The sequence below is a fragment of the Serratia sp. CY47444 genome (assembly GCF_052168635.1).
Classification (GTDB): Bacteria; Pseudomonadota; Gammaproteobacteria; order Enterobacterales; family Enterobacteriaceae; genus Serratia; species Serratia bockelmannii.
Window position 1 is genome coordinate 255,470 of sequence record NZ_JBJNMH010000002.1, and the last position, 20,241, is coordinate 275,710.

The 20,241-nt window shown below is 61.0% G+C and carries 23 protein-coding genes; 12 read left to right on the top strand and 11 right to left on the bottom strand.

Translation table 11 applies throughout. The features are described 5' to 3' along the window. The first annotated feature begins 82 nt into the window (after positions 1 to 82). The 3 genes from lsrG to ACJ8IL_RS05435 all read left to right on the top strand — a co-directional run bounded on the left by lsrG (position 83) and on the right by ACJ8IL_RS05435 (position 2,043). Positions 83 to 376, top strand: a complete 294-nt coding sequence (gene lsrG, locus ACJ8IL_RS05425; protein ID WP_033642299.1) for a (4S)-4-hydroxy-5-phosphonooxypentane-2,3-dione isomerase — start codon at positions 83 to 85, stop codon at positions 374 to 376. A gap of 87 nt (positions 377 to 463) precedes the next feature. Beyond that, positions 464 to 1,369 (top strand): EamA family transporter, encoded by a 906-nt coding sequence (locus ACJ8IL_RS05430; RefSeq protein ID WP_342095590.1) that lies wholly within the window; start codon positions 464 to 466, stop codon positions 1,367 to 1,369. Positions 1,370 to 1,452: 83 nt separating this feature from the next. Then, a complete protein-coding gene (locus ACJ8IL_RS05435) occupies positions 1,453 to 2,043 on the top strand; it encodes a LysE family translocator (protein WP_025301997.1) in 591 nt (196 codons plus the stop codon). On the opposite strand, the gene ACJ8IL_RS05440 is transcribed toward ACJ8IL_RS05435, so the two are convergent. Then, positions 2,019 to 2,846: a helix-turn-helix domain-containing protein gene (locus tag ACJ8IL_RS05440; protein WP_442516388.1), complete on the bottom strand. Its 828-nt coding sequence runs from the start codon at positions 2,844 to 2,846 to the stop codon at positions 2,019 to 2,021. The two genes, ACJ8IL_RS05435 and ACJ8IL_RS05440, sit on opposite strands and share 25 nt — an antisense overlap. A 69-nt stretch (positions 2,847 to 2,915) precedes the next feature. On the opposite strand from ACJ8IL_RS05440, the gene ACJ8IL_RS05445 reads away from it, so the two are divergent. Further along, positions 2,916 to 3,134 (top strand): DUF7661 family protein, encoded by a 219-nt coding sequence (locus ACJ8IL_RS05445; RefSeq protein WP_025301999.1) that lies wholly within the window; start codon positions 2,916 to 2,918, stop codon positions 3,132 to 3,134. 9 nt (positions 3,135 to 3,143) lie between these two features. Here ACJ8IL_RS05445 and ACJ8IL_RS05450 read toward each other — a convergent pair whose 3' ends face one another. Both ACJ8IL_RS05450 and amyA read right to left on the bottom strand, forming a co-directional pair. Then, positions 3,144 to 3,992 (bottom strand): PA4780 family RIO1-like protein kinase, encoded by an 849-nt coding sequence (locus ACJ8IL_RS05450; protein WP_025302000.1) that lies wholly within the window; start codon positions 3,990 to 3,992, stop codon positions 3,144 to 3,146. 120 nt (positions 3,993 to 4,112) lie between these two features. Then, on the bottom strand, positions 4,113 to 5,603 hold the full coding sequence (gene amyA, locus ACJ8IL_RS05455) for an alpha-amylase (RefSeq protein WP_260515388.1): 1,491 nt from the start codon (positions 5,601 to 5,603) through the stop codon (positions 4,113 to 4,115). A 500-nt stretch (positions 5,604 to 6,103) separates the two neighbouring features. Here amyA and ACJ8IL_RS05460 point away from each other — a divergent pair, with 500 nt between their 5' ends. After that, positions 6,104 to 7,009: a bifunctional helix-turn-helix transcriptional regulator/GNAT family N-acetyltransferase gene (locus tag ACJ8IL_RS05460; protein WP_080352597.1), complete on the top strand. Its 906-nt coding sequence runs from the start codon at positions 6,104 to 6,106 to the stop codon at positions 7,007 to 7,009. An 84-nt stretch (positions 7,010 to 7,093) separates the two neighbouring features. Further along, complete coding sequence (locus ACJ8IL_RS05465) at positions 7,094 to 8,392, top strand: SLC13 family permease (protein ID WP_049295226.1); 1,299 nt, start codon at positions 7,094 to 7,096, stop codon at positions 8,390 to 8,392. On the opposite strand, the gene dapF is transcribed toward ACJ8IL_RS05465, so the two are convergent. From dapF to bhsA (ACJ8IL_RS05480), 3 genes are all read right to left on the bottom strand, one after another. Next, positions 8,367 to 9,242 (bottom strand): diaminopimelate epimerase, encoded by an 876-nt coding sequence (dapF, locus tag ACJ8IL_RS05470; protein ID WP_033647009.1) that lies wholly within the window; start codon positions 9,240 to 9,242, stop codon positions 8,367 to 8,369. The two genes, ACJ8IL_RS05465 and dapF, sit on opposite strands and share 26 nt — an antisense overlap. A gap of 113 nt (positions 9,243 to 9,355) precedes the next feature. Then, a complete protein-coding gene (gene bhsA, locus ACJ8IL_RS05475; RefSeq protein WP_099816741.1) occupies positions 9,356 to 9,613 on the bottom strand; it encodes a multiple stress resistance protein BhsA in 258 nt (85 codons plus the stop codon). A 192-nt stretch (positions 9,614 to 9,805) separates the two neighbouring features. Further along, the gene (gene bhsA, locus ACJ8IL_RS05480) at positions 9,806 to 10,063 is read right to left on the bottom strand and encodes a multiple stress resistance protein BhsA (protein ID WP_016928600.1); all 258 of its coding nucleotides are present in this window, start codon (positions 10,061 to 10,063) and stop codon (positions 9,806 to 9,808) included. A 176-nt stretch (positions 10,064 to 10,239) separates the two neighbouring features. Between bhsA (ACJ8IL_RS05480) and ACJ8IL_RS05485 the strand changes: the two genes are divergently transcribed. Continuing rightward, positions 10,240 to 10,884, top strand: a complete 645-nt coding sequence (locus ACJ8IL_RS05485; RefSeq protein WP_049203879.1) for a TetR/AcrR family transcriptional regulator — start codon at positions 10,240 to 10,242, stop codon at positions 10,882 to 10,884. Between the two features lie 35 nt (positions 10,885 to 10,919). On the opposite strand, the gene ACJ8IL_RS05490 is transcribed toward ACJ8IL_RS05485, so the two are convergent. The 4 genes from ACJ8IL_RS05490 to ACJ8IL_RS05505 all read right to left on the bottom strand — a co-directional run bounded on the left by ACJ8IL_RS05490 (position 10,920) and on the right by ACJ8IL_RS05505 (position 14,150). Beyond that, on the bottom strand, positions 10,920 to 11,738 hold the full coding sequence (locus tag ACJ8IL_RS05490; protein WP_043136906.1) for a MetQ/NlpA family ABC transporter substrate-binding protein: 819 nt from the start codon (positions 11,736 to 11,738) through the stop codon (positions 10,920 to 10,922). A gap of 19 nt (positions 11,739 to 11,757) precedes the next feature. Next, positions 11,758 to 12,426 carry a methionine ABC transporter permease gene (locus tag ACJ8IL_RS05495; RefSeq protein WP_004939505.1) on the bottom strand — a complete coding sequence of 223 codons (669 nt, stop codon included), beginning with the start codon at positions 12,424 to 12,426 and terminating at the stop codon, positions 11,758 to 11,760. Further along, positions 12,419 to 13,444 (bottom strand): methionine ABC transporter ATP-binding protein, encoded by a 1,026-nt coding sequence (locus ACJ8IL_RS05500; protein WP_173888961.1) that lies wholly within the window; start codon positions 13,442 to 13,444, stop codon positions 12,419 to 12,421. Before ACJ8IL_RS05500 ends, ACJ8IL_RS05495 begins: the two co-directional genes overlap by 8 nt. Before the next feature lie 262 nt (positions 13,445 to 13,706). Next, positions 13,707 to 14,150: an acetyltransferase gene (locus tag ACJ8IL_RS05505; protein WP_016928596.1), complete on the bottom strand. Its 444-nt coding sequence runs from the start codon at positions 14,148 to 14,150 to the stop codon at positions 13,707 to 13,709. 242 nt (positions 14,151 to 14,392) lie between these two features. Here ACJ8IL_RS05505 and ACJ8IL_RS05510 point away from each other — a divergent pair, with 242 nt between their 5' ends. The 3 genes from ACJ8IL_RS05510 to ACJ8IL_RS05520 all read left to right on the top strand — a co-directional run bounded on the left by ACJ8IL_RS05510 (position 14,393) and on the right by ACJ8IL_RS05520 (position 17,084). Further along, the gene (locus ACJ8IL_RS05510; RefSeq protein WP_033652666.1) at positions 14,393 to 15,265 is read left to right on the top strand and encodes an oxygenase MpaB family protein; all 873 of its coding nucleotides are present in this window, start codon (positions 14,393 to 14,395) and stop codon (positions 15,263 to 15,265) included. A gap of 162 nt (positions 15,266 to 15,427) precedes the next feature. Then, positions 15,428 to 16,531: a suppressor of fused domain protein gene (locus ACJ8IL_RS05515; protein WP_049203883.1), complete on the top strand. Its 1,104-nt coding sequence runs from the start codon at positions 15,428 to 15,430 to the stop codon at positions 16,529 to 16,531. Between the two features lie 25 nt (positions 16,532 to 16,556). Next, the gene (locus ACJ8IL_RS05520) at positions 16,557 to 17,084 is read left to right on the top strand and encodes a cysteine hydrolase family protein (protein ID WP_060432667.1); all 528 of its coding nucleotides are present in this window, start codon (positions 16,557 to 16,559) and stop codon (positions 17,082 to 17,084) included. 32 nt (positions 17,085 to 17,116) lie between these two features. Here ACJ8IL_RS05520 and ACJ8IL_RS05525 read toward each other — a convergent pair whose 3' ends face one another. Next, on the bottom strand, positions 17,117 to 17,992 hold the full coding sequence (locus ACJ8IL_RS05525) for an NAD(P)-dependent oxidoreductase (RefSeq protein ID WP_261424360.1): 876 nt from the start codon (positions 17,990 to 17,992) through the stop codon (positions 17,117 to 17,119). 290 nt (positions 17,993 to 18,282) lie between these two features. Between ACJ8IL_RS05525 and trpS the strand changes: the two genes are divergently transcribed. Beyond that, positions 18,283 to 19,290, top strand: coding sequence for a tryptophan--tRNA ligase (trpS, locus tag ACJ8IL_RS05530; RefSeq protein WP_043136919.1), 1,008 nt, complete (start codon positions 18,283 to 18,285; stop codon positions 19,288 to 19,290). Between the two features lie 117 nt (positions 19,291 to 19,407). Next, positions 19,408 to 20,241 (top strand): phosphonate ABC transporter ATP-binding protein, encoded by an 834-nt coding sequence (gene phnC / locus ACJ8IL_RS05535; protein ID WP_019454697.1) that lies wholly within the window; start codon positions 19,408 to 19,410, stop codon positions 20,239 to 20,241.

A 20,241-nucleotide genomic window follows, 5' to 3' on the forward strand; every position in this document is an offset into this window, starting at 1 on the left:
GTTGCGGCAGGGCAATCGACGGGAATGAACCTATGGTTGGAAAGCGCCATGCTACGGCGCGCCGTTCAAACAAGGAGCTGTCATGCACGTCACATTGGTAGAGATCAACGTTAAACAGGACAAAATCGACGAATTTATCGACGTTTTCCGCGCCAATCATCTGGGGGCGATCGAAGAGCCGGGCAACCTGCGCTTCGACGTGCTGCAGGATGAGCATATTCCGACGCGGTTTTACATCTACGAAGCCTATCGCGACGAGCAGGCGGTGGCGGCGCACAAGCAGACCCCGCACTACCTGCAGTGCGTAGAGAAGCTGGAGGCGCTGATGACCGGCCCGCGCAAGAAAACCACCTTTATCGGTCTGATGCCGGAATAAGCGCCGGCGTTTGCCGGTGTCCATGTCCCCGGTTTGGTTGTAATCTGCAAGGTAAAGCGAATTTTCAATGGGATAAGCGGGGCGAGGATGACATTGCGCGATCGGCTGTTGGCGCTGTTGGTGGTGGTGATCTGGGGTGTGAATTTCGTCGTCATCAAGTTCGGTTTACAGGGCATGCCCCCGTTTCTGCTGGCTGGGATGCGCTTTTTGCTGGTGGCGTTGCCGGCGGTCTTCTTTATTCCGCGCCCGACGATCCCGTGGAAATGGCTGTTGCTGTACGGCATGACCATGAGCTTCGCGCAGTTCGCGTTTTTGTTCGTCGCCATCAAGGTGGGCATGCCGGCGGGGCTGGCCTCGCTGGTGCTGCAGGCGCAGGTGTTCTTCACCCTGCTGTTGGGTGTCGTCCTGATGGGCGAAAAGCTGCGCGTCAACCATTTCGTCGGCATTGCTATCGCCAGCGGCGGCATGCTGGTGCTGGCGCAGGCCAGCCTGCATAAGCCGGGCAGCGGCGCGGTCCCCCTGGCGGGCCTGCTGCTGACCCTGGCGGCGGCGTTTTCCTGGGCGCTGGGCAACCTGACCAACAAGAAGATCCTGGCCGGTTTCCCGCAGCGTAATATTTTATCGCTGGTGGTGTGGAGCGCGCCGATCCCGGTCGTGCCGTTCCTGGTCTGCAGCTGGCTGTTCGACGGCCCGCAGGTGGTGCTCGCCAGCCTGAGCCATGTGCAGGTCGGCACCTGGCTGGCGATTGCCTATCTGGCGTTCGCCGCCACGCTGTTCGGTTATTCTGTGTGGGGCAGCCTGCTGGGGCGCTACGAAACCTGGCGCGTCGCGCCGTTGACGCTGCTGGTACCGTTGGTCGGGCTGTTCGCCGCCTGGCTGCTGCTGGACGAAGCGCTGTCGCCGGCGCAGTTCGGCGGCGCATTGCTGGTGCTGGCCGGCATGGCGGTCAACACCTTTGGGCTGCCGCGCCGCCGGGCCGTCGCCGTGCGCTAAATTGAACAGGGCAATTCTGTTCAATACGTTGTCGGCCCGGCCCGGCACTTTGGCACCTGTGAATATTTTCTCAGGTGCCCATCATGAATATCTACATTTCCATGGCCGCGTTTGCGCTGGCGGCCTCCATCACCCCCGGCCCGGTCAACATCGTCGCATTGAGCGCCGGGGCGCAATTCGGCTTTGGCGCGACCCAGCGTCACGTATTCGGCGCCACGCTGGGGTTTACCCTGTTGCTGTTACTGCTGGGATTGGGCATGCACCAGCTGCTGATCCTGTGGCCGGCGTTGACGCGCTTGATTCAGTGGGCCGGCGTGGCCTTCCTGCTGTTTATGGCCTACCGGCTGGCGTTTGACGACGGCAGGCTGGGCAACGGCGCGGCGCAGGCGCCTTCCTGTTGGTACGGCGCGCTGATGCAATGGCTGAATCCCAAGGCATGGTTGGCGTCGGTGGCCAGCCTCGGCGCTTTTGTCGGCGACGGCGACATCCGGCTGCTGTGGCAATTCGCCGGGCTCTACTTCGTGATTTGCTATGCCTCGGTGGCCTGCTGGGCCTATGTTGGTGCGATGCTGCGCGGCCTGCTCAGGCAGGCGCGCAACGTACAGCGTTTCAACCGCGTGATGGCGGCGTTGCTGGCGGCCAGCGCCTGCTATCTGTTGGCGGAGGGTTTTTGATACTGGCCGGGCGTGGCGGCCAGCAGCTGTTTGAAGGTGCGCTGAAAGTGCGCCTGATCGGCAAAGCCGCTTTCGCTGGCGGCCGCGGCGATCGGCAGGCCGCTTTTCAATAGCCGATGGCCGTGCTGCACGCGGCGATTGACCAGATAAGCGTGCGGCGTCATGCCGTAACGCTGGCGGAAGGCGCGGATCAGGTAAGAGGGCGAGAGCGCGGCGGTGCGGCAAATATCGTCCAGCGTCAGCGGCCGGGTGCAGTGCGCGTCGATAAACGCCGCCGCCGCTTCCAGCCGGGCATGCGGCGGTGTCTCCGGCTGGCGGCCGCTGCCCAGCCCGAGCTGCAGGGCGCTGAAATACTCCACCATGGCGATCTGTTTTTCCAGCGCGCTGCACAGCGGATCCGTCAGCAGCGCATAAAGCCGATTCAGGCCGTGGAACAGCGCCGGATCGCGGCTGTGCGGCTGGCTGAAGGGAACAAAACGCTCGCCTTCGCCCCCGAGCAGCTCCTGCTGCAGCGCGCCGATCCAGGCGAGATCGAGATAGAACATGATGTATGACCAACGGCGGTCGGCGATCGGATTACAGGCATGCGCCTGCTGCGGGTTGATGACAACCAGATCGCCGGCGCTAACCTGCATGCGCCGCTCGCCGTTGACATAGGTGCTGACGCCGCCGGTGATGGCACCGATGGAAAAGAATTCGTGGCTGTGCAGGCTGTAACACGCCTGGCGGCCATCCGCGATGGCGCGGGCTTCGACGAACGGCAACTGCGGATCGCGCCAGAACTGCGGCGTTTTTTCACTCATACGCTTTCCTTTTCACTGCGGTGGCATCACAGTGTTATAGCCTGAAAGCGACGAGAGGGGGAATGGCGGATGATGATTTTTAACGTGTTCGGCCGTCTGCTGGGCGTGAAGCGCATCGGGGATGAGTGGCGGCTGTTCCGCGTGACGCTGCCGGAGCGCAAGTATGCCCCCAGCCACGATATCGTGCTGCCGGCCGATCTGCGCGAAGAGGAGATCGCCGGCTATCTGGGGGATATTTATCACGAGGCCGCGACGCCGCAGCGGCCGGACGTGTTTCGCGTCGAATAGCGCGGCGCGTTACTCTTCCGCGTTGCGCGCCATGATGCGGCGCTGGTGTTCCTCGCTGGCGGCCTGGATCTCTTCCAGCACCGAGCCGACATCGGCGCGCTTCTGGATTTCGCTGAACCGGCCGCTGAGGGCGCTGTCCGGCGTCAGATTGCCTTCCTGATACAGCGCCCAAATCTCTTTGGCGTATTGGCTGTCGCGCAGTTCCGGCGCGAATTGGCCATAATATTCCGCCAAATTGTTGATATCGCGCTCGAACATGCTTTTGGCGTGGTTGTTGGCGGCGGCGTCCACCACCTGCGGCAGATCGATGATCACCGGCCCGTCTTTATCCATCAGCACATTGAATTCCGACAGATCGCCGTGCACCAGCCCGGCGCACAGCATGCGCACCGCGTAGTTCATCATCAGGGCGTGATCGGCCCGCGCCTGTTCCGGCGTCAGGATGACATCGCTCAGGCGCGGCGCCACCAGACCTTCTTCGTCGGTAATTAGCTCCATCAGCAGCACGCCGTCCAGGCAGATATCCGGCTGCGGCACCCGCACCCCGGCCTTGGCCAGCAGATACAGCGCGTCCACTTCGGTGTTTTGCCAGGCTTCTTCCTGCTGCTGGCGGCCGAATTTGGAGCCTTTGCTCATGGCGCGCGCGTCGCGGCTGTTGCGCACCTTGCGCCCTTCCTGATAGTGGACGGCCTGCTTGAAGTTGCGCTTCTCGGCCTCTTTGTACACTTTGGCGCAGCGGATCTCATCGCCGCAGCGCACGATAAACACGTCGGCTTCTTTGCCGCTTTTCAACCGGCGGATGACGTCGTCGATTAACCCGTCATCAACCAGCGGCTGGAGTCGTTTTGGAATTTTCATGCAGCCTTGTACCCTATTTAGGCTCCGGTGTGAATGGCTTGCGCAGTTGATAGCGTAAGTTAGACCCGAAAGGCAAACATTAGTTTTGCCGCCGCGTCATCATTGCGCGGCGGCGGGTACTCACAGGCTGGCGGCCGGCACCCAGACGCTGACGCTGCCGGCGTTGACCGGGAAATGGGCGCTGCCCTGGTCGTCGGTGGTGATTTCCTCCTGACGGTTGCCGAGGAAATCGCGCCAGGCGGTGTGCGCCAAATCGGCGCCCAGTGCGACGGTCTTGCCGCTCTCGCCGCCGTTGGTCAGCACCACCACGCAGCCGGGGGCCTCGGCGGTGCCGGCGCGGCTGAAGGCCACGCAGTGGCTGTCGTCGAAGTAGTCGGTTTGCGGGCCGTTGGCGAAACGCTGGCGGGCGGCGATCAGCTTCTCCAGCTCCGGGATCGCCGGCATGTCAATCTGGTACTCGCCGCCGTCGCGCCCCTTGTCGCGGTAGCTGGCGCCATACAGGTCGGGGTAAAACACGCAGGGCACGCCCTGTTCGCGCAGCAGGATCAGCGCGTAGGCCAGCGGTTTGAACCAGGGTTCCACCGGCGCCTCCAGCGATTGCAGCGGCTGGGTATCGTGGTTGGCGACCAGCGTCACCGCGTGGGCCGGATCGGCGGCGGTCAGGGTATCGGTGAAGATCTGCGCCATGTCGAAGCCGTCGCCCTGTTTCGACGCCTGATGAAACTTCAGGTGCAGCGCTACGTCGAACAGCATCACCTTGCCGTCCACCAACTCGATGTATTGTTGCAGCGCGCCGAGATCGTGCGACCAGTATTCGGCAACGATAAACAGGTCGCGCTGCGCGCTGTCGCGCACGTGATCCGCCCACTCTTTGAAAAACCAGGCGGGGATGTGTTTGGCGGCGTCGAGGCGGAAGCCGTCGCACGGCAGCGTGTCCAGCAGCCAGCGCGCCCAGTATTTGAGCTCCTCCGTCACGGCGGTATTGCGGAACTCCACGTCGGCGCCCATCAGATAGTCATAGTTGCCTTTCTCGTCGTCGACCTGATCGTTCCAGCCGTCGTCGCCGTAGTCGTTGGCGATTTTAAACACCCCTTTGTCGTCCGGCTGCTCAACGTAATCGACGCCGCTGAAGCATTTGTAATCCCAGATAAACTCGGAATGCACGCCCTGGCGGCCGGGAAAGGTGAAGCGGGTGTAGGCCAGCGCGTCGAAGCCCTGGTCGTTGATGTCGTTGCGGTTGTTGGCGTCCACCTTGAACACGTGTACCCGTTCTTTTTCGTCCGCGCCGAGCTTGTGGTTGAACACCACGTCGTAGATCACCCCCACGCCGTGTTCGCGCAGCGTAGTGGCGGCATGTTCCAGCGCCGCCTTGTCGCCGTATTTGGTGGCCACGCTGCCTTTCTGGTCAAATTCGCCCAGATCGAACAGATCGTAGGTGTCGTAGCCGACGGAGTAGCCGCCGGAAGCGCCCTTGCAGGCGGGGGGTAGCCACAGATCGGTGATGCCCAGTTCGGCAAGGTGCGGGGCGCGCTCGGCGGCCTCCTGCCACAGTTTGCCGCCGTCGGGGTAGTACCAGTGGAAGAATTGCAGCAGGGTGGTTTTTTTCGTCATGAGCCAGCGTCCCGGTTAGCCAGAAGGAAAGGAGCAGTTAAAGCATGGGCTACTTTTGGCAAAAGGGACAATGGCGTAGGGGAGCGCGCGAAGGCAGGCGTAAATATGTAACCGATATTGACGGGATAGCGATTAAGTTGCTGCTATCAAGTTTTCACGTTTTAGTTTTTATTAATTATTTTTCAAATAGATATTTGCTTTATTTTTTGTTCTGTCAAATTTTGATGTTTTTACTCCCATTTTCATTGGTCTTTTATTTTAATTTTAAATATTAATTTGGATTTAAGTTTTTAAAATAATCAATTAAATGGTTTTAAATTCTGGTTAATGAAATGTTTTGACATATTCAGATGCCCCGTTGGTTATTCATTCGCAATTGTTTATGCGTTATCGTTATGTTCTAAATTAGGTAACACTATCAACCAATAATCCATCCAACGCAGCGTGAAGGTGGAAGTACAGGGGAGCATAACGCCGTGAACATCAGGGATTTCAGAGCATTGGCGCGCAGTTTGGTCAGAGAATTCGGCATGTTGAACAAGCAGAGCAACGGCTCGCGCTTTTCGCCGCTGCAGATCCATCTGATGATCGAAGTCAGCGAGCAGCCGCTGGGCGTCACCGAGCTGGCGGCCCGGCTTTGTATCGACAAGGCCAGCGCCAGCCGGGCGCTGCGCAGCCTGGTGGCCGCCGGCGTGATAGAAACGGTGGATCATCCGGATGACAAGCGGCACAACCTGCATCGGCTGAGTAAAAAGGGCGGTAAGGCGCTGGCCGGCATCGAGAGCGACGCCGACGGTTTTATGCAGGCGGCGCTGGCGCAGTTGGACGACGATGAGCTGGCGAGTACCACTGCGGCGATGAAAAAGATGACCGCGGCGCTGCGCAGCGCGCGCAAACAGCGCGACGCCAACCTGCGGGTGCGGCCGATCGCCGCGCGCGACGATGCGGCGATGGCGGCGATCATTCGCGACGTGTTTCGCGAGTACGGCATGGACAAGATGGAAGGGGTCAGCCTGCACGATCCGGATCTCGATCGGCTGACCGGCCTGTATCACGACAACGGCGGCCGCTACTGGGTGCTGGAGCGGGACGGGCAGGTGGTGGGGGGCGTCGGCATGGCGCCGCTGGCCGGCGAAGAGCCCGGCTATTGCGAACTGCAAAAACTGTTCTTCAAACCCGGTGTGCGTGGGTTGGGCATGGCACGCTATATGGTGGTGCAGGCGCTGAAGGCGGCGCGGGCGGCAGGGTATCGCTATTGCTATCTGGAAACCACCGAACAGTTGAAAGAGGCGATTGGGCTGTATTACGCGCTGGGTTTCACGCTGTTGACGGAACGGCGCGGCAATACCGGCCACCACGGCTGTAATGTGTGCATGCTGAAAAATCTGCAGAACGACGATATGTGAGCGGTTTCAAGGTTAACGCCTGCGCCTTGTGTCACCCTGTTAACCGTTTGATAACAATCACAACGTTTTATCAGGGAGGAAACTATGTTGGGGGATCCGATGGCGCTGTCCGCGCTGGTCACGCTGGTGGTCATCGCGCTATGGGCCAGCGCCCGCTTGCCGGAGTATTTGGTCGCGCTGCTGTTCTTTGCGGCGGTGATGGTATTGCAGCTGGCGCCCGCTGCGGTGACCTTTTCCGGTTTCGCGTCCTCCGCATTCTGGCTGGTGCTCAGCGGTTTCGTGTTGGGCAGCGCCATCCGCAGCACCGGCTTGGCGGATCGCCTGGCCAACCGCCTCTTGCCGCATCTGGCCGGTTCCTGGCCGCGCCTGGTGGGCGGCGTGGTGGCGATAAGCTACGCGTTGGCGTTTGTCATGCCCTCCAACATGGGGCGGATTACGCTGCTGATGCCGATCGTCATGGCGTTGGCCGATCGCGCAGGTCTGGCGGAAGGCTCGCGCGGCCGCATCGGTTTGGCGCTGGCGGTGGGGTTCGGCACCTTCCAGCTCTCCGCCAGCATTTTGCCGGCCAACGTGCCCAACCTGGTGATGAGCGGCGCGGCGGAAAGCGCCTACGGCAGCCACTTCGCCTATCTCTCTTATCTGCTGTTGCATGCCCCGGTGCTCGGGGTGGCCAAAGGCGCATTGTTGACGTTGTGCATCTGCGGCCTGTTCCGGGCGCGGCCGCAACCGGTGGTGGCCGAGGCGGGGCAAACGCCGCTCAGTGCCGCCGAGTGGCGACTGATCGCGCTGTTGGGCATGACGGTGCTGCTGTGGATGACCGACAGCTGGCACGGCATCGCCCCGGCCTGGATAGGGTTGGCGGCGGCCTGCGTCTGCCTGCTGCCGCGCATCGGTTTTCTCAACGGCGAACAGTTCGCCGCCGGCGTTAACGTGCGCACCTGTATTTACGTGGCGGGGATCCTGGGGCTGACCGCATTGGTCAGCCACTCGGGGCTCGGCGATCGGTTGGGTGGCGCGCTGCTGGCGATGATGCCGGATCTGCACGGCAAGCCGTTTACCGCATTCGGTTCGCTGGTGGGGATCACCGCGCTGTTGAATTTCGTGGTGACCGCCAACGGCGTGCCGGCGCTGTTTACCCCGCTGGCGCAGGCGCTGTCCGCGGGCAGCGGCCTGCCGCTGCTGACGGTGTTGATGACCCAGGTGATCGGTTATGCCACCCCGCTGTTGCCGTATCAGGCCTCGCCGATCGTGGTGGCGATGGGGATGGGCAAAGTGCCGGCGCGCGAAGGGCTAAAGCTGTGCCTGCTGTTGGCCGTGCTCAGCTTCGCACTGCTGGTGCCGTTGGACTATCTGTGGTTCAGGCTGCTGGGGTGGATCCCGTAAACAGCCCCGCGCCGCCGGCAAAGCAGTCTTCGTCCAGCGTCAGGGTGGCGATTTTATGCACCGGCCCGCGCATGCTGACCTGAAAATCGCCGCTGAAGGCGATCTGCAGTTCGCCGCCCGGCATCCGCACGCTAACCCGATCGCCGACTCGTCCCAACTTGCGCATCACGCTGGCGGCGGCGCAGCTGCTGCTGCCGGAGGCAAGGGTAAAGCCGGCGCCGCGCTCCCAGATGCCGATGCGCAGCGTCTGGCGATCGACCACTTCCACCAGTTGTACATTGGTGCGTTTCGGGAACAGCGGATGGCGCTCAATCTGCGGTCCCAGCCGATGCACCTGCGCCAGATCCAGTTTTTCCACCGGCACCACGCAGTGCGGGTTGCCCATCGACACCAGCGAAACGCTTAACGTCTCCTCCCTCAGGGGCAGCGGATAGTTCAGCGCCTCCGGCAGATCGATCAAGGCCGGCAGCGCCGCCGGGCTGAAATTGGCGCGCCCCATCTCCACGGTTATCTGATGCGCGTCTTCCGCCACCTGGCAACGCACGTCGCCGCCGGCGGTGTGCACCAGAAACGGCTGATGCCCTACGCGCTCGCTGTCAAACAGATAGCGCGCGTAGATACGCAGGCCGTTGCCGCTTTTCTCCGCTTCGGAGCCGTCCGGGTTGATGATGCGCAGGGTGGGATTGACGGCGTCACCGCTGTCGATCAGCAGGCCGTCGGAACCGATGCCGTAATGCGGGTGGCACAACAGGCGGATCTGTTCCTGGCTCAGACGATCGGCGACCGAACGGTGACAGACCAGGTAGTCGTTGCCCAGGCCGTGATATTTGTGAAACAGCAGGGGAGTCATGGCGTTGCTCGGCTCAGCAAGAAAAGGTGGCTACAGCTTACAACAGAACGTTGGCGTCAAAACAAACAAAAGGCGGCCTGAGCCGCCCTTTTGCACGATTGCCTATCTGGCCATTAATTGTAGATGATCGCGGTGCCGTGCAGTTTGTTGTCACCGGTGGTGGCGATGATCTGGAAGGATTTGGCGCCCGCCGCGTCGGCTTTGGCCGCCAGTTTGTTTTCCAGGCTGCTCAGGTCGGACGCACCGCTGACGGTGACGACGCCGGCTTTTTGCAGATTGGCAGGTTGGGCGTTCACCAGGTCGGCGGCGAAGCTGCCGAAGGAGACGGAAGCCAGTGCGATGGCTGCGATGGTCATTTTCAGGTTTTTCATGGTCTTATTTCCTATCTTTGTTCTTTACGATGTTTGTTTTGTAAGGTCGTTAAATTGATTAACGATCGATAATTTAATGTTAGATGCCGGTTTGACGGATTGCAAGTATTTTTTTAATGCTCGTTAATTAATTTTTTTTACGCCCTGGCGTTGTGAGCAAAAGGACAGGCAATCAGTTGGCTTAATGCTTTGTTATTGATAGATTTCTGCGGTACCATGCAGCTGGTTGTTACCGCCGGCGCCGATGATGCGGAAGGATTTTGCACCGGCCTGATCGGCTTTGGCGGCCAGGCTGTTTTCCAGCGAGGTCAGATCGGATGCGCCGCTGACGGTGATAACGCCCACTTTCTGCTGGTCTGCCGGTTGGTTCTGGACTAAATCGGCGGCGAAGCTGCCGAAGGAAACGCTGGCCAGAGTGAGAGCTGCTAAGGTTAATTTTAAGTTTTTCATGATGTTAATTCCTTTCCGATAACGGTCAATAGAGGGTTTTAATCTGCTTCGTTAAATTATCTTAACGATCGATAACTAAATGCTAATCGGTTCTCGACGAGCGCGCAATATTTTTTTATAATGATCGTTAAGTTATTTGTGCTAAGCCTGCCGTGGAGCGGGATAGGAGAGGAACGATGAGCATCAATGAAGCGGTCTGCGGCAAGAAAAGCCGTGGCAGACCAAAACAATTTGATCGCGACCGGGCGCTGGAAAGCGCGCTCGATCTGTTCTGGCGGCACGGTTATGAAGCCACCTCGCTGGCCGATCTGGTGGAAGTGACCGGCGCCAAGGCGCCGACGCTGTATGCGGAATTCGGCAACAAAGAGGGGATGTTCCGCGCGGCGGTGGAACGCTATCTGCAAAAATACACCACCTGCACCAACCAGCTGTTGGAACAGGATGTGCCGGTGGCCGAGATCGTCGAGGCCTACGTGCGCTCTTCCGTCGAAGTGTTTACCGACCCCGATACGCCGTCAGGCTGTTTTATGGTGTGCGCCTCCGCGGCACTGTCGTCTGCTTCCGACGACGTCGCCCAGATGCTGCGCAAAAAACATCATGCCCAGGAAGCGGCGCTGAAAGTCTGCTTCGATCGCAAGGTGCAGCAGGGCGAATTGCTGGCGAAAACCGATACCGCGCTGCTGGCGAAATACGTCATTTGCACCATTGAAGGCATGTCGGTGCAGGCGCGAGAAGGGGCAAGCCGGAGCGAGCTGTTGCGGTTGCTGGAGGCGCTGATGCTGGTGTGGCCGCGGCTCAGCCAGATTGGCAATAAGGTGTAACAACAGGCCCGGTTTTCACCGGGCCGTATAACCTACTACTGATTGACCGGGATCACCGCGCCCTGGTATTTCTCGCGGATAAAGTCCTGAATCGGCTTGGAGTGCAGCACCTTCACCAGCGCCACGATCTCCGGCTTGTTCACGTCGGCTTTGTGCACGGTGATGATGTTGGCGTACGGGTTGTTTTCGCCGCTTTCGACCGCGATCGGATCCTTGGTCGGATTCAGCCCGGCGTCGATGGCGTAGTTGGCGTTGATCACCACCGCGTCACCTTCGTTGTTGTTGTACATCTGCGGCAGCAGCGCGCCTTCAACGTTCGCCTGGAACTTCAGGTGTTTCGGGTTTTCCACCACGTCGGTGATGCGCGCGTCCACCTTGCTCACCCCTGGCTTCAGCTTGATCACGCCTTGCTGCTCAAAAATTGACAGGATGCGGCCTTCTTCCGCCACTGCGTCGCGCATGATGATTTTGCCGTTTTCCGGCAGATCTTTCAGGCTCTTGTACTTCTTCGAGTAGATGCCGATAGGCTCAATATGGATCGCGCCGGCGCTGACGAAGTCGTAGCTCTTGTCGTCGGCGTGGTCTTTCAGCACCGAGTTCAGGTAAGGCACGTGCTGGAAGTAGTTGGCGTCGATGTCGTGGCTGGCCAAGGCGGTGTTCGGCAGAATGTAATCCTGGAAGCGCTTGATCTGCAGATCGATGCCTTCCTTCGCCAGTATCGGTTTGGCCTGTTCGAGGATCTCGGCGTGCGGCACGTTGGAGGCGCCGACCACCAGCTTGGTCGCCGCGGCGGCGCCGTAAGAGGCGAGGGTGGCGACAGAGGCGAAAGCCAACATCAGTAAGTGCTTTTTCATCATCGTTTTCCTTGGTTAATTAACGTTTATCGAGCGTTCTTGTCAGGGTGTCGCCAATGAACTGAATGACGAAAACGATCAGCAGGATCGTCAGCGTCGCCACCAGCGTCACGTCACTGTGGTTGCGTTGGAAGCCTTCCAGATAGGCCAGGTTGCCCAGGCCACCGGCGCCGATCACCCCGGCCATCGCGGTGTAGCTCACCAGCGCGATCAGGGTGACGGTGATGCCGGAAACCAGCGCCGGCGAGCTCTCCGGCAGCAAGACGCGGAAAATCAGGGTGCGGTTTTTGGCGCCCATCGACCGCGCCGCTTCGATTACCCCTTTGTCGACCTCGCGCAGCGCGATCTCCACCAACCGCGCGTAGAACGGCGCCGCGCCAACGATCAGCGCCGGCAGGGCAGCGTCCGCGCCGAGAATGGTGCCGATCAGCGACTTGGTGAACGGGATCAGCAGCACGATCAGAATGATGAACGGAATGGAGCGGAAGACGTTGACCAGTACGGAGATCAGCGAGTAGACCGCCCGGTTCTGCAGCAACTGGCCCTTCGAGGTTAAAAACAGCAGCACGCCGAGCACGATGCCCAGCACCAGCGTGGCCAAACCGGCGATGCCGGTCATGTACAGCGTTTCCCAGGTGGCGTCCCACAGTTGGTCCAGGCGCAGGTGGGGGAACAGGGATTCAATCATGTTGGATAACCTCGACGGCGATATCTCTTTCGTGCAGCAGGCTGAGCATGTCGGCGACTTGTTGTTCGTTGCCTTCGGCGTGAATGTACAGTTCGCCGAACGAACCGTTGAGGGTGTGGCTGATCTTGCCGTGCAGAATGTTGACGGTCAGGGCGTAGCGCCGGATCACTTCGGAGATCACCGCCTGATGGGTTTGCACACCCACGAAGGTCAGCTTGAAAATCGCTCCCGGCAGATGAGCGGTGAGCTGCGGGTTGAAGCTCTCAGCCGTGTCCGCATACTGCGACACCTGTTTGACGAACTGCCGGGTGATCGGCTGCTGTGGCCGGGTGAACACCTCAAGCACCGGGCCTTCTTCGACGATGCGGCCGTTTTCCATCACCGCCACGCGGTGGCAGATTTTGCGCACCACGTGCATCTCGTGGGTGATCAGCACGATGGTCAATTTCAGCTGGCGATTGATGTCCAGCAGCAGGTCGAGAATGGCGTCGGTGGTTTGCGGATCGAGCGCCGAGGTGGCTTCGTCGCACAGCAGCACGCTCGGGTTATTGGCCAGCGCGCGGGCGATGCCGACGCGCTGTTTCTGGCCGCCGCTGAGCTGCGACGGATAGGCGTTTTCGCGCCCCTGCAGGCCGACCAGCGCGATCAGTTCCGCCACGCGCGGCGCAATCTGCGCCTTGGGCACGCCGGCGATCTGCATGGAAAAAGCGATATTCTGGCTGACGGTGCGCGACCACAGCAGGTTGAAGTGCTGGAACACCATGCTGATTTTCAGGCGTGCCTGGCGCAGATGGCTGCCTTTGGCGCGGGCAATATCGAAACCGCCCACGTCAATGCGGCCGCTGGTGGGCGTTTCCAGGCCGTTGAGCAGGCGGATCAGCGTGCTTTTGCCCGCGCCGCTGTAGCCGATGATGCCGTAAATTTGCCCGGCGTCCACCGCCAGACTGACGTCGTCTACCGCCACGACGCGGCCCTGTGCGCTGTCAAAAGTTTTGCAAACGTTCGAAAGAACGATCATAACGAAGCGGATCCTTATCGATACATCACAGCATTCCGTCCGGAGCGCGTTGCGCCGGACAGGGATCGTTCGGCTTTTCGGCGGGGCACGACCCGGCGGGAAGTGGCGGACGGAACCTCTGTTGCGGGTGAATACCGGGCAATCCTACCGAGGGTTGATAGTGACAGGAAGAATGTAAAATCTATTACTTATTCTGATTTGATATATTAAACGGCGGGCGCCATGGGGGGAGAAAACCGGCCGCTGGGCGGCCGGTGGAGGGCTAGCGTTTTTCCAGCTTCATATGCAGCAGCGGGAACGGGTTGCCCTGGCCGTCGAGCGGCGAGCGGCCGGTGATGACAAAACCGTAGTGACGGTAGAAGCCGCTGGCCTGCGGATTTTGCTCGTTCACGTCCAGCTGCAGCTCATCGTGCAGCGTTTCCGCGTGGGTCAGCAGCGCTTTGCCCACCCCTTTGCCGCGCTGATCGGCGTCGATAAACAGCATCTCCACCTTGTTGCCGTTCAGACCGATAAAGCCGCAGGGATGCCCCGGCCGCTCTTCGGCCACCCAAACGTTGACCGCCGGCAGGTAGTCGTTCAGCACCAGCGGGAACAGCTGTGCGATGTTGTCTTCGGTTAAAAAGTGGTGAGTGGCGCGCACCGAACGCAGCCAGATATCTGCCAATTGCGCGTTGTCTTCCGCCGCGCGTGCTCTGATGGTAATCATCGAACTCTCTGCTATCTAAGTTGAAGGAAAAGAAACTAGATAGAGGTTTTGTGGGGTTAGTGCCGAATTAACGTGGGTTAACGCCCTGCAAAGCGCCTCTGCAGTGGATCGAATAGGCCCGCCTGGTTGCAAGCGGTATAACAACTGTAATTCAGTAAGTTAATGCTTTCAACCGCCGCAGGGCGCAATGAGGCGCTCGCCGCGTGATACACTGGCCGCTGAATGAGCAAGAGGGCGGCAGGATGGAAGCGGTACGTGCAGCGATAGAAAAACAGGTGCTCAGCCTGACCGGGTTGGCGCTCGGCGGCGTCGATTTTGAGAATCCGCCCGGCGATCCGGGGCTGTTCGGCCCGCAGTCGGTCATCTGGCAGGTACACCGCGATTTCACCCCGATGCTGTGCGGCGGCGTCAGCGCCTTGCTGTTGCAAATGCTGCACCCGTTGGCGCTGGCCGGCGTATGGGATCACTCCAACTTCCGCGACGATATGATTGGCCGCCTGCGCCGCACCAGCCAGTTCGTGTCGGTTACCACCTTCGGCCCGACCGCCGAGGCGGAGCGGCTGATCGCCAAAGTCAAAGCCATCCACCTGCGGGTGACCGGCGTCGGCAGCGACGGCACGCCCTATGCCGCCAGCGATCCGGCGCTGCTGACCTGGGTGCACGTGGCGGAGAGCAGCCGTTTTCTGGCCAGCCACCTGCGCTACCGCAACCCGCATCTTTCCCGCGATTTGCAGGATCAATACTACCGCGAAGCGGCGCGCGTGGCCGCCGCGCTGGGGGCGACAGCTATCCCTCAGTCCTGCGCGGAGGTAGACGACTATCTGCAGGCGATGCGGCCGCAGCTGGTCTGCGATGAACGCACCCAAGAGGTGGCGCGCATTCTGCTGAAGGCGCCGGCGCCGAGCGCGTTGGCGCGCCCGCTCGGCGGGGTGGTGATGCAGGCGGGCATCGATCTGTTGCCCGATTGGGCGCAGCGGCAGTTCGGCTTTCATCCGGGCGCGTTGCGGCGGCGGTTGGTGCGAACGGGGGCTGCAGGCCTCGGCAAAGTGCTGGGCGCGTCGATGCGCAACGGTTCCTATCAGCGCGCGGTGCGGCGCATCACTCAGCCGTCATGAGCCGCAGCCGCTATAATTAACCTTTGTTTATCTTCGTTTACGGCCGCTTTTGAGACTTTTACGGGTGATCCGGCCAGTAATGCGTTTTACACTTGGGGGCAAAGCCACATTCCATTTTTGCGCGCAGCCGATTCTGCCGCGCCCTGACCCTATTGAGGTGATATGAACGAGTCATACGTACTTGCTGAAGTCAGCAATGAGAACCAGACGCTGGTCGCGGTGGTTCAGCAAGATCACCGGGCAGCCTATTTTTACATCTATCCCGCCGAAGCCTACAGCGATCGCTATCAGGTGCGTGCCTGTTGGCTGCGCAATCTGGCCGCCGCGCCGCTGCAGGAAGATCGCGCCGCGCTGGAGCAGGGGCAGCCGCCGATGCTGGCGGCGGAATTTTGCCGCAACCTGGAAGGGGAAGCGCCGCTGAACCCGGAAGGGTTGATGGTGGTGTGGAGCGAAAGCGACGACGGCGCGGCCCTGTGGTATTACGGCCAACTGCTGGCGGTGATCCCCGGTTGGAGCCTGTATATCGACCATTCGGTGTGCTATTCGGCCAGCTGCATCAAGGAGAGCCCGTTGGCCTATCCGCTCGGCTCGGCCTCGACCAACACGCAATATGCGCAGGCGGAAAGCACCCGCCAGTTTTGGCGCAGCTGGCAGCGTGAAGAGGGCAACCCGTGGCCGAAGATGCAGCGCGATTTTCAGGCGCGCTATGAGCCGCATTTCGGCCCGTCGGTAAAATACTACGCCATCGATCAGGGCAAGTGGCCGCCGATGGCCATCACCCAGCACGAGCGCGACGGCATCTATTACTTCCTCACCATGGGCGTCAGCATTCGGCCGATGCCGTGGGTGGAGATCCTGTTCAACGACGAGGCTTCGCGCTATCGCCGCATGGAGATGGCGATCGCCATCGACAGCCAATACATGACCGAAGACAACGCGGTGCAGATGGCCAGCGCGCTGGCCGGTTTCGCGCACGCGCCTTGGGCGCGGCTGACCTGGATCGGCGAAGGGCATACGCTGGAGTCGGACGTGGCGCCGCTGGGCTACGAGGGCTATATTTTATCGTCGTCCTTCTACCCGCATAGCGCGCACCTGACTCTGCCGCAGCAGTACGGCGATCCGGTGAACCTGTTTTGGGCCAGCCCGGTGTTTACCGCCGAGCGCCAGCTGGCGCACGCCACGCCGAACGGCGGGCACGATCTGGTGAACCGGTTGCGTGAGCAGGGCGTCGATCATATTTTCCGCCCGCGCCAGCCGGTGTGCTGACGCGGCTTAATCTTCGGGAGCCGCCATGACCACCGCGCTGTTGATTATCGATGTGCAGGAAGGATTGTTTACGCCGCCGCCGGCGGATGCCGCGGGCACCGTTGCGCGCATCAACCAACTGAGCGAGCGCGCCCGCCGGGCGGGCGTGCCGGTTGTCGTCATTCAGCACCATACGCCGGACGACGAACTGCCGCACGGCAGCGCCGCCTGGCAAGTGCTTGCGGCGCTGAAGGTGGCGCCAGGCGACCATCGGGTGGATAAAACCACGCCGGACTCGTTCCTGCGCACTTCGCTTGGCGCGTTGCTGATCGCCAACGGCGTATCGCAGTTGGTGGTTTGCGGTTACTCCACGCCGTTTTGCATCGATACCACGGTGCGCAGCGCCGCGGCGCACGGCTATCCGGTGACGCTGGCGGCGGATGCCCACACCTGCCACGACAAATCCTATGCCGACGGCCTGCTGATCCGTACCCACCATAACGAGACGCTGTCGAATATCGACAGCTTCGGCGTGCCGATCCGCGCCGTGCCCGCAGCGGACATCGTGTTCTGAGAACGGAAAACGGGGGCCAGCGCCCCCGTTCGTTATTTCAGGCCCGCCCGCCGCGCCGCCACCTTGGCCAGCGCGGCCCAGTCCAGATCCGCATCCCCTTGCGCCATCGCGTCGAGGAAGTTGTCCTTCAGCACTCCGGCGAACGGCATCGGCGTATGGCTGTCGGCGCCGGCGGCCAGCGCCAGCCCGACGTCCTTCAGCCCCAGCGCCAGCCGGAATCCGGCGGGTGAATACTTCTCGGCGGCGATCAGCACACCATAGCCCTGGTAAGCCGGGGCGGCGAAGACGGTGCTGCTCAGCATCTGCAGGTAGTCGGCGCCGGAAACGCCGTAGTTGCGCACCAGCGCGCTGCCTTCCGCCATCGCTTCAATGGCGCTGGCCAGCGTAAAGTTGGTGGCGATTTTGACCACGTTGGCCTGCGCCGGGTCGGCGCCGAAGTGCCAGGTTTTCTGGCCGAGGGCATCGAACAGCGGCTGCGCTTGCTTCAGCCGTTCGCTATCGCCGGCTGCCAGAATATTCAGCTTGCCGGCGGCGGCCACGTCGATCCGCCCCAGCACCGGTGCGGCGAGATAGCCGATGCCGTGTTCCGCATGCAGCGTCGTCAGGCGTTTGGCTAGCTCGATCGAGATGGTCGCCATATTGATATGCAGCGCGCCCGGTTTCATCCGCTGCAGCAATCCGCTGTCCACCACCACCTGTTGCGTGGCGGCATCGTCGGCCAGCATGGTGATCAGCACGTCGGCATCGGCCAACTGTTCTGGCCGTTCGGCCTGCCGCGCGCCGGCGTTTACCAGCGGCTGCGCCGCCTGCGGCGAGCGGTTCCATACCGTCAACGCGAAGCCCGCCTGCACCAGGTTAGTTGCCATGGCGCTGCCCATCCCACCCAGTCCGGCAAATCCGATCTTCATCATGCGCTCCTTTTTCAGGTTGAAGGTTTTACCCTAGCGCGCCGGGCCAGGAACGCAAATGCCGGAGTGTAACGCCTTCTTACGCGCCGGCGGCGGGCTATTGACGCATTGCCGCTGCGGGTATACCTTGATGGCATGAATATATCGATGCACTCCACCCACAATCAGTCATGGTGGCGCCTCTTCTGAGGCGGCACGAGTATTCACATCTCTTTTTAATGCCGCCGGTTTGGCGGCATTATCTTTTGTGGCGTTGATCCGGCGGTCTACAGACCTTCAGGAGCACTGTCATGAGCTACACCATTCTTACCGGCGATCGCGCTACCGGCCCACTGCATTTAGGTCACTTTGTCGGCTCGCTGCGCCAACGCGTCGAACTGCAGCACCAGCATAACCAAACGGTGATGGTGGCGGATCTGCAGGGCCTGACCGACAACGGCAACAACCCGCAAAAAATCAGCGCCAACGTGCTCAATGTCGTGGCCGACTATCTGGCGGTCGGCATCGATCCGCACAAGACCACGATCTGCCTGCAGTCGGCGCTGCCGGCGTTGGCCGAGCTGACGATGTACTACCTCAATCTGGTCAGCGTGGCGCGGCTGGAACGCAACCCGACGGTGAAAAACGAAATCGCCGAGAAGGATTTCGCCCGCAGCCTGCCGGCCGGTTTTCTGATCTATCCGGTCAGCCAGGCGGCGGACATCACCGCCTTCGGCGCCACCCACGTGCCGGTCGGCGAGGATCAGCTGCCGATGCTGGAGCAAACCAACGAGATCGTGCGGCGCTTCAACCACATCGTTGGCCAACCGATATTAACGGAGTGTCAGCCGCTGTTGAGCAACGTCGGGCGTCTGCCGGGGCTGGACGGGCAGGGCAAGATGTCGAAATCGCGCGGCAACGCCATCCCGCTTGGCGCCGGCGCCGACGAGGTTCACAAGGCGGTGATGAGCATGTTCACCGATCCTGGCCATCTCAACGTCAGCGATCCCGGCCGGGTGGAGGGCAACATGGTGTTCACCTATCTGGACGCCTTCTGCGAAGACGCCGCACTGGTGGCGGAGCTGAAGGCGCACTATCGGCGCGGCGGGTTGGGGGACGTGAAAATCAAACGGCTGCTGGAGGATTGCCTGCAGAGCCTGCTCGAGCCGATCCGCACCCGCCGCGCCGAATTCATTGCCGATAAAGGCGAGCTAACGCGTATCCTGCAGCACGGCACCCGCCGCGCGCATCAGGTCAGCCAGCAGACGCTGCAGCAGGTCAAGATGGCGCTGGGGCTGGACTTCTTTAGCCTGGAATGATGCGCACGCCGGGGCGGCACGCGTCACGCCCCGGCCATAAAACGATCATCCCACTGTCATAAACTTATCCGTTAATAGGTGCCCATAATGATTAGCCACTGAAACCAGAGAAATCATATGGCTCAGGCACTGTTAAAATTGGCACAGCACGACTTTCCAGGGCAGCACGCCGCCGCATCTCGCAAAGTATTATCGGTAAAGGGACTCGGCAAGGCCTATAAAGCGCAGCAGCGCGTGCTGGATGACATCAATTTCGATCTGCACGCCGGCGAGTTCGTGGCGGTGATCGGCCGCTCCGGCGCAGGCAAGTCCACGCTGCTGCATACCCTCAACGGCACCATTCCTTCCAGCTGCGGCGAGATGCTGCACTTCGAAGACGATGGCGTGGCGCAGGATATCGCCCAGCTTGCCGGCCGCCAGATGCGCCAATGGCGCGCGCGCTGCGGCATGATCTTCCAGGACTTCTGCCTGGTGCCGCGGCTGGACGTGATGACCAACGTGTTGCTGGGGCGCCTGAGCCACACCTCCACCCTGAAATCCTTCTTCAAACTGTTCGATGACGCCGACCGCGCTCGCGCCATCGAGCTGTTGCAGTGGCTCAACATGCTGCCGCACGCGCTGCAGCGCGCCGAGCACCTCTCCGGCGGCCAGATGCAGCGCGTCGCCATCTGCCGCGCGCTGATGCAAAACCCGCAAATCCTGCTGGCCGATGAGCCGGTCGCGTCGCTCGATCCGAAAAACACCCGCCGCATCATGGACGCGCTGCAGAAAATCAGCGAAGACGGCATCGCGGTGATGGTGAACCTGCACTCGGTCGAACTGGTGAAAGAGTATTGCTCGCGGGTGATCGGTATCGCCCACGGGAAGATCGTGTTTGACGGGCATCCTTCGCAACTGAACGAACGGATCCTGCACCAGCTGTATGGCGAAGAAGCCAATCAGATCCATTGA

Bases quoted from the DNA above. Each gene is read 5' to 3' on its own strand.
- ACJ8IL_RS05525 (WP_261424360.1), bottom strand. From the start codon at position 17,992: ATGAAGATCGGATTTGCCGGACTGGGTGGGATGGGCAGCGCCATGGCA.
- ACJ8IL_RS05485 (WP_049203879.1), top strand. From the start codon at position 10,240: ATGAGCATCAATGAAGCGGTCTGCGGCAAGAAAAGCCGTGGCAGACCA.
- dapF (WP_033647009.1), bottom strand. From the start codon at position 9,242: ATGACTCCCCTGCTGTTTCACAAATATCACGGCCTGGGCAACGACTAC.
- bhsA (WP_099816741.1), bottom strand. From the start codon at position 9,613: ATGAAAAACCTGAAAATGACCATCGCAGCCATCGCACTGGCTTCCGTC.
- amyA (WP_260515388.1), bottom strand. From the start codon at position 5,603: ATGACGAAAAAAACCACCCTGCTGCAATTCTTCCACTGGTACTACCCC.
- lsrG (WP_033642299.1), top strand. From the start codon at position 83: ATGCACGTCACATTGGTAGAGATCAACGTTAAACAGGACAAAATCGAC.
- ACJ8IL_RS05465 (WP_049295226.1), top strand. From the start codon at position 7,094: ATGTTGGGGGATCCGATGGCGCTGTCCGCGCTGGTCACGCTGGTGGTC.
- ACJ8IL_RS05430 (WP_342095590.1), top strand. From the start codon at position 464: ATGACATTGCGCGATCGGCTGTTGGCGCTGTTGGTGGTGGTGATCTGG.
- ACJ8IL_RS05495 (WP_004939505.1), bottom strand. From the start codon at position 12,426: ATGATTGAATCCCTGTTCCCCCACCTGCGCCTGGACCAACTGTGGGAC.
- ACJ8IL_RS05435 (WP_025301997.1), top strand. From the start codon at position 1,453: ATGAATATCTACATTTCCATGGCCGCGTTTGCGCTGGCGGCCTCCATC.
- ACJ8IL_RS05445 (WP_025301999.1), top strand. From the start codon at position 2,916: ATGATGATTTTTAACGTGTTCGGCCGTCTGCTGGGCGTGAAGCGCATC.
- ACJ8IL_RS05500 (WP_173888961.1), bottom strand. From the start codon at position 13,444: ATGATCGTTCTTTCGAACGTTTGCAAAACTTTTGACAGCGCACAGGGC.
- phnC (WP_019454697.1), top strand. From the start codon at position 19,408: ATGGCTCAGGCACTGTTAAAATTGGCACAGCACGACTTTCCAGGGCAG.
- ACJ8IL_RS05515 (WP_049203883.1), top strand. From the start codon at position 15,428: ATGAACGAGTCATACGTACTTGCTGAAGTCAGCAATGAGAACCAGACG.
- ACJ8IL_RS05520 (WP_060432667.1), top strand. From the start codon at position 16,557: ATGACCACCGCGCTGTTGATTATCGATGTGCAGGAAGGATTGTTTACG.
- ACJ8IL_RS05510 (WP_033652666.1), top strand. From the start codon at position 14,393: ATGGAAGCGGTACGTGCAGCGATAGAAAAACAGGTGCTCAGCCTGACC.
- ACJ8IL_RS05490 (WP_043136906.1), bottom strand. From the start codon at position 11,738: ATGAAAAAGCACTTACTGATGTTGGCTTTCGCCTCTGTCGCCACCCTC.
- ACJ8IL_RS05505 (WP_016928596.1), bottom strand. From the start codon at position 14,150: ATGATTACCATCAGAGCACGCGCGGCGGAAGACAACGCGCAATTGGCA.
- bhsA (WP_016928600.1), bottom strand. From the start codon at position 10,063: ATGAAAAACTTAAAATTAACCTTAGCAGCTCTCACTCTGGCCAGCGTT.
- trpS (WP_043136919.1), top strand. From the start codon at position 18,283: ATGAGCTACACCATTCTTACCGGCGATCGCGCTACCGGCCCACTGCAT.
- ACJ8IL_RS05440 (WP_442516388.1), bottom strand. From the start codon at position 2,846: ATGAGTGAAAAAACGCCGCAGTTCTGGCGCGATCCGCAGTTGCCGTTC.
- ACJ8IL_RS05450 (WP_025302000.1), bottom strand. From the start codon at position 3,992: ATGAAAATTCCAAAACGACTCCAGCCGCTGGTTGATGACGGGTTAATC.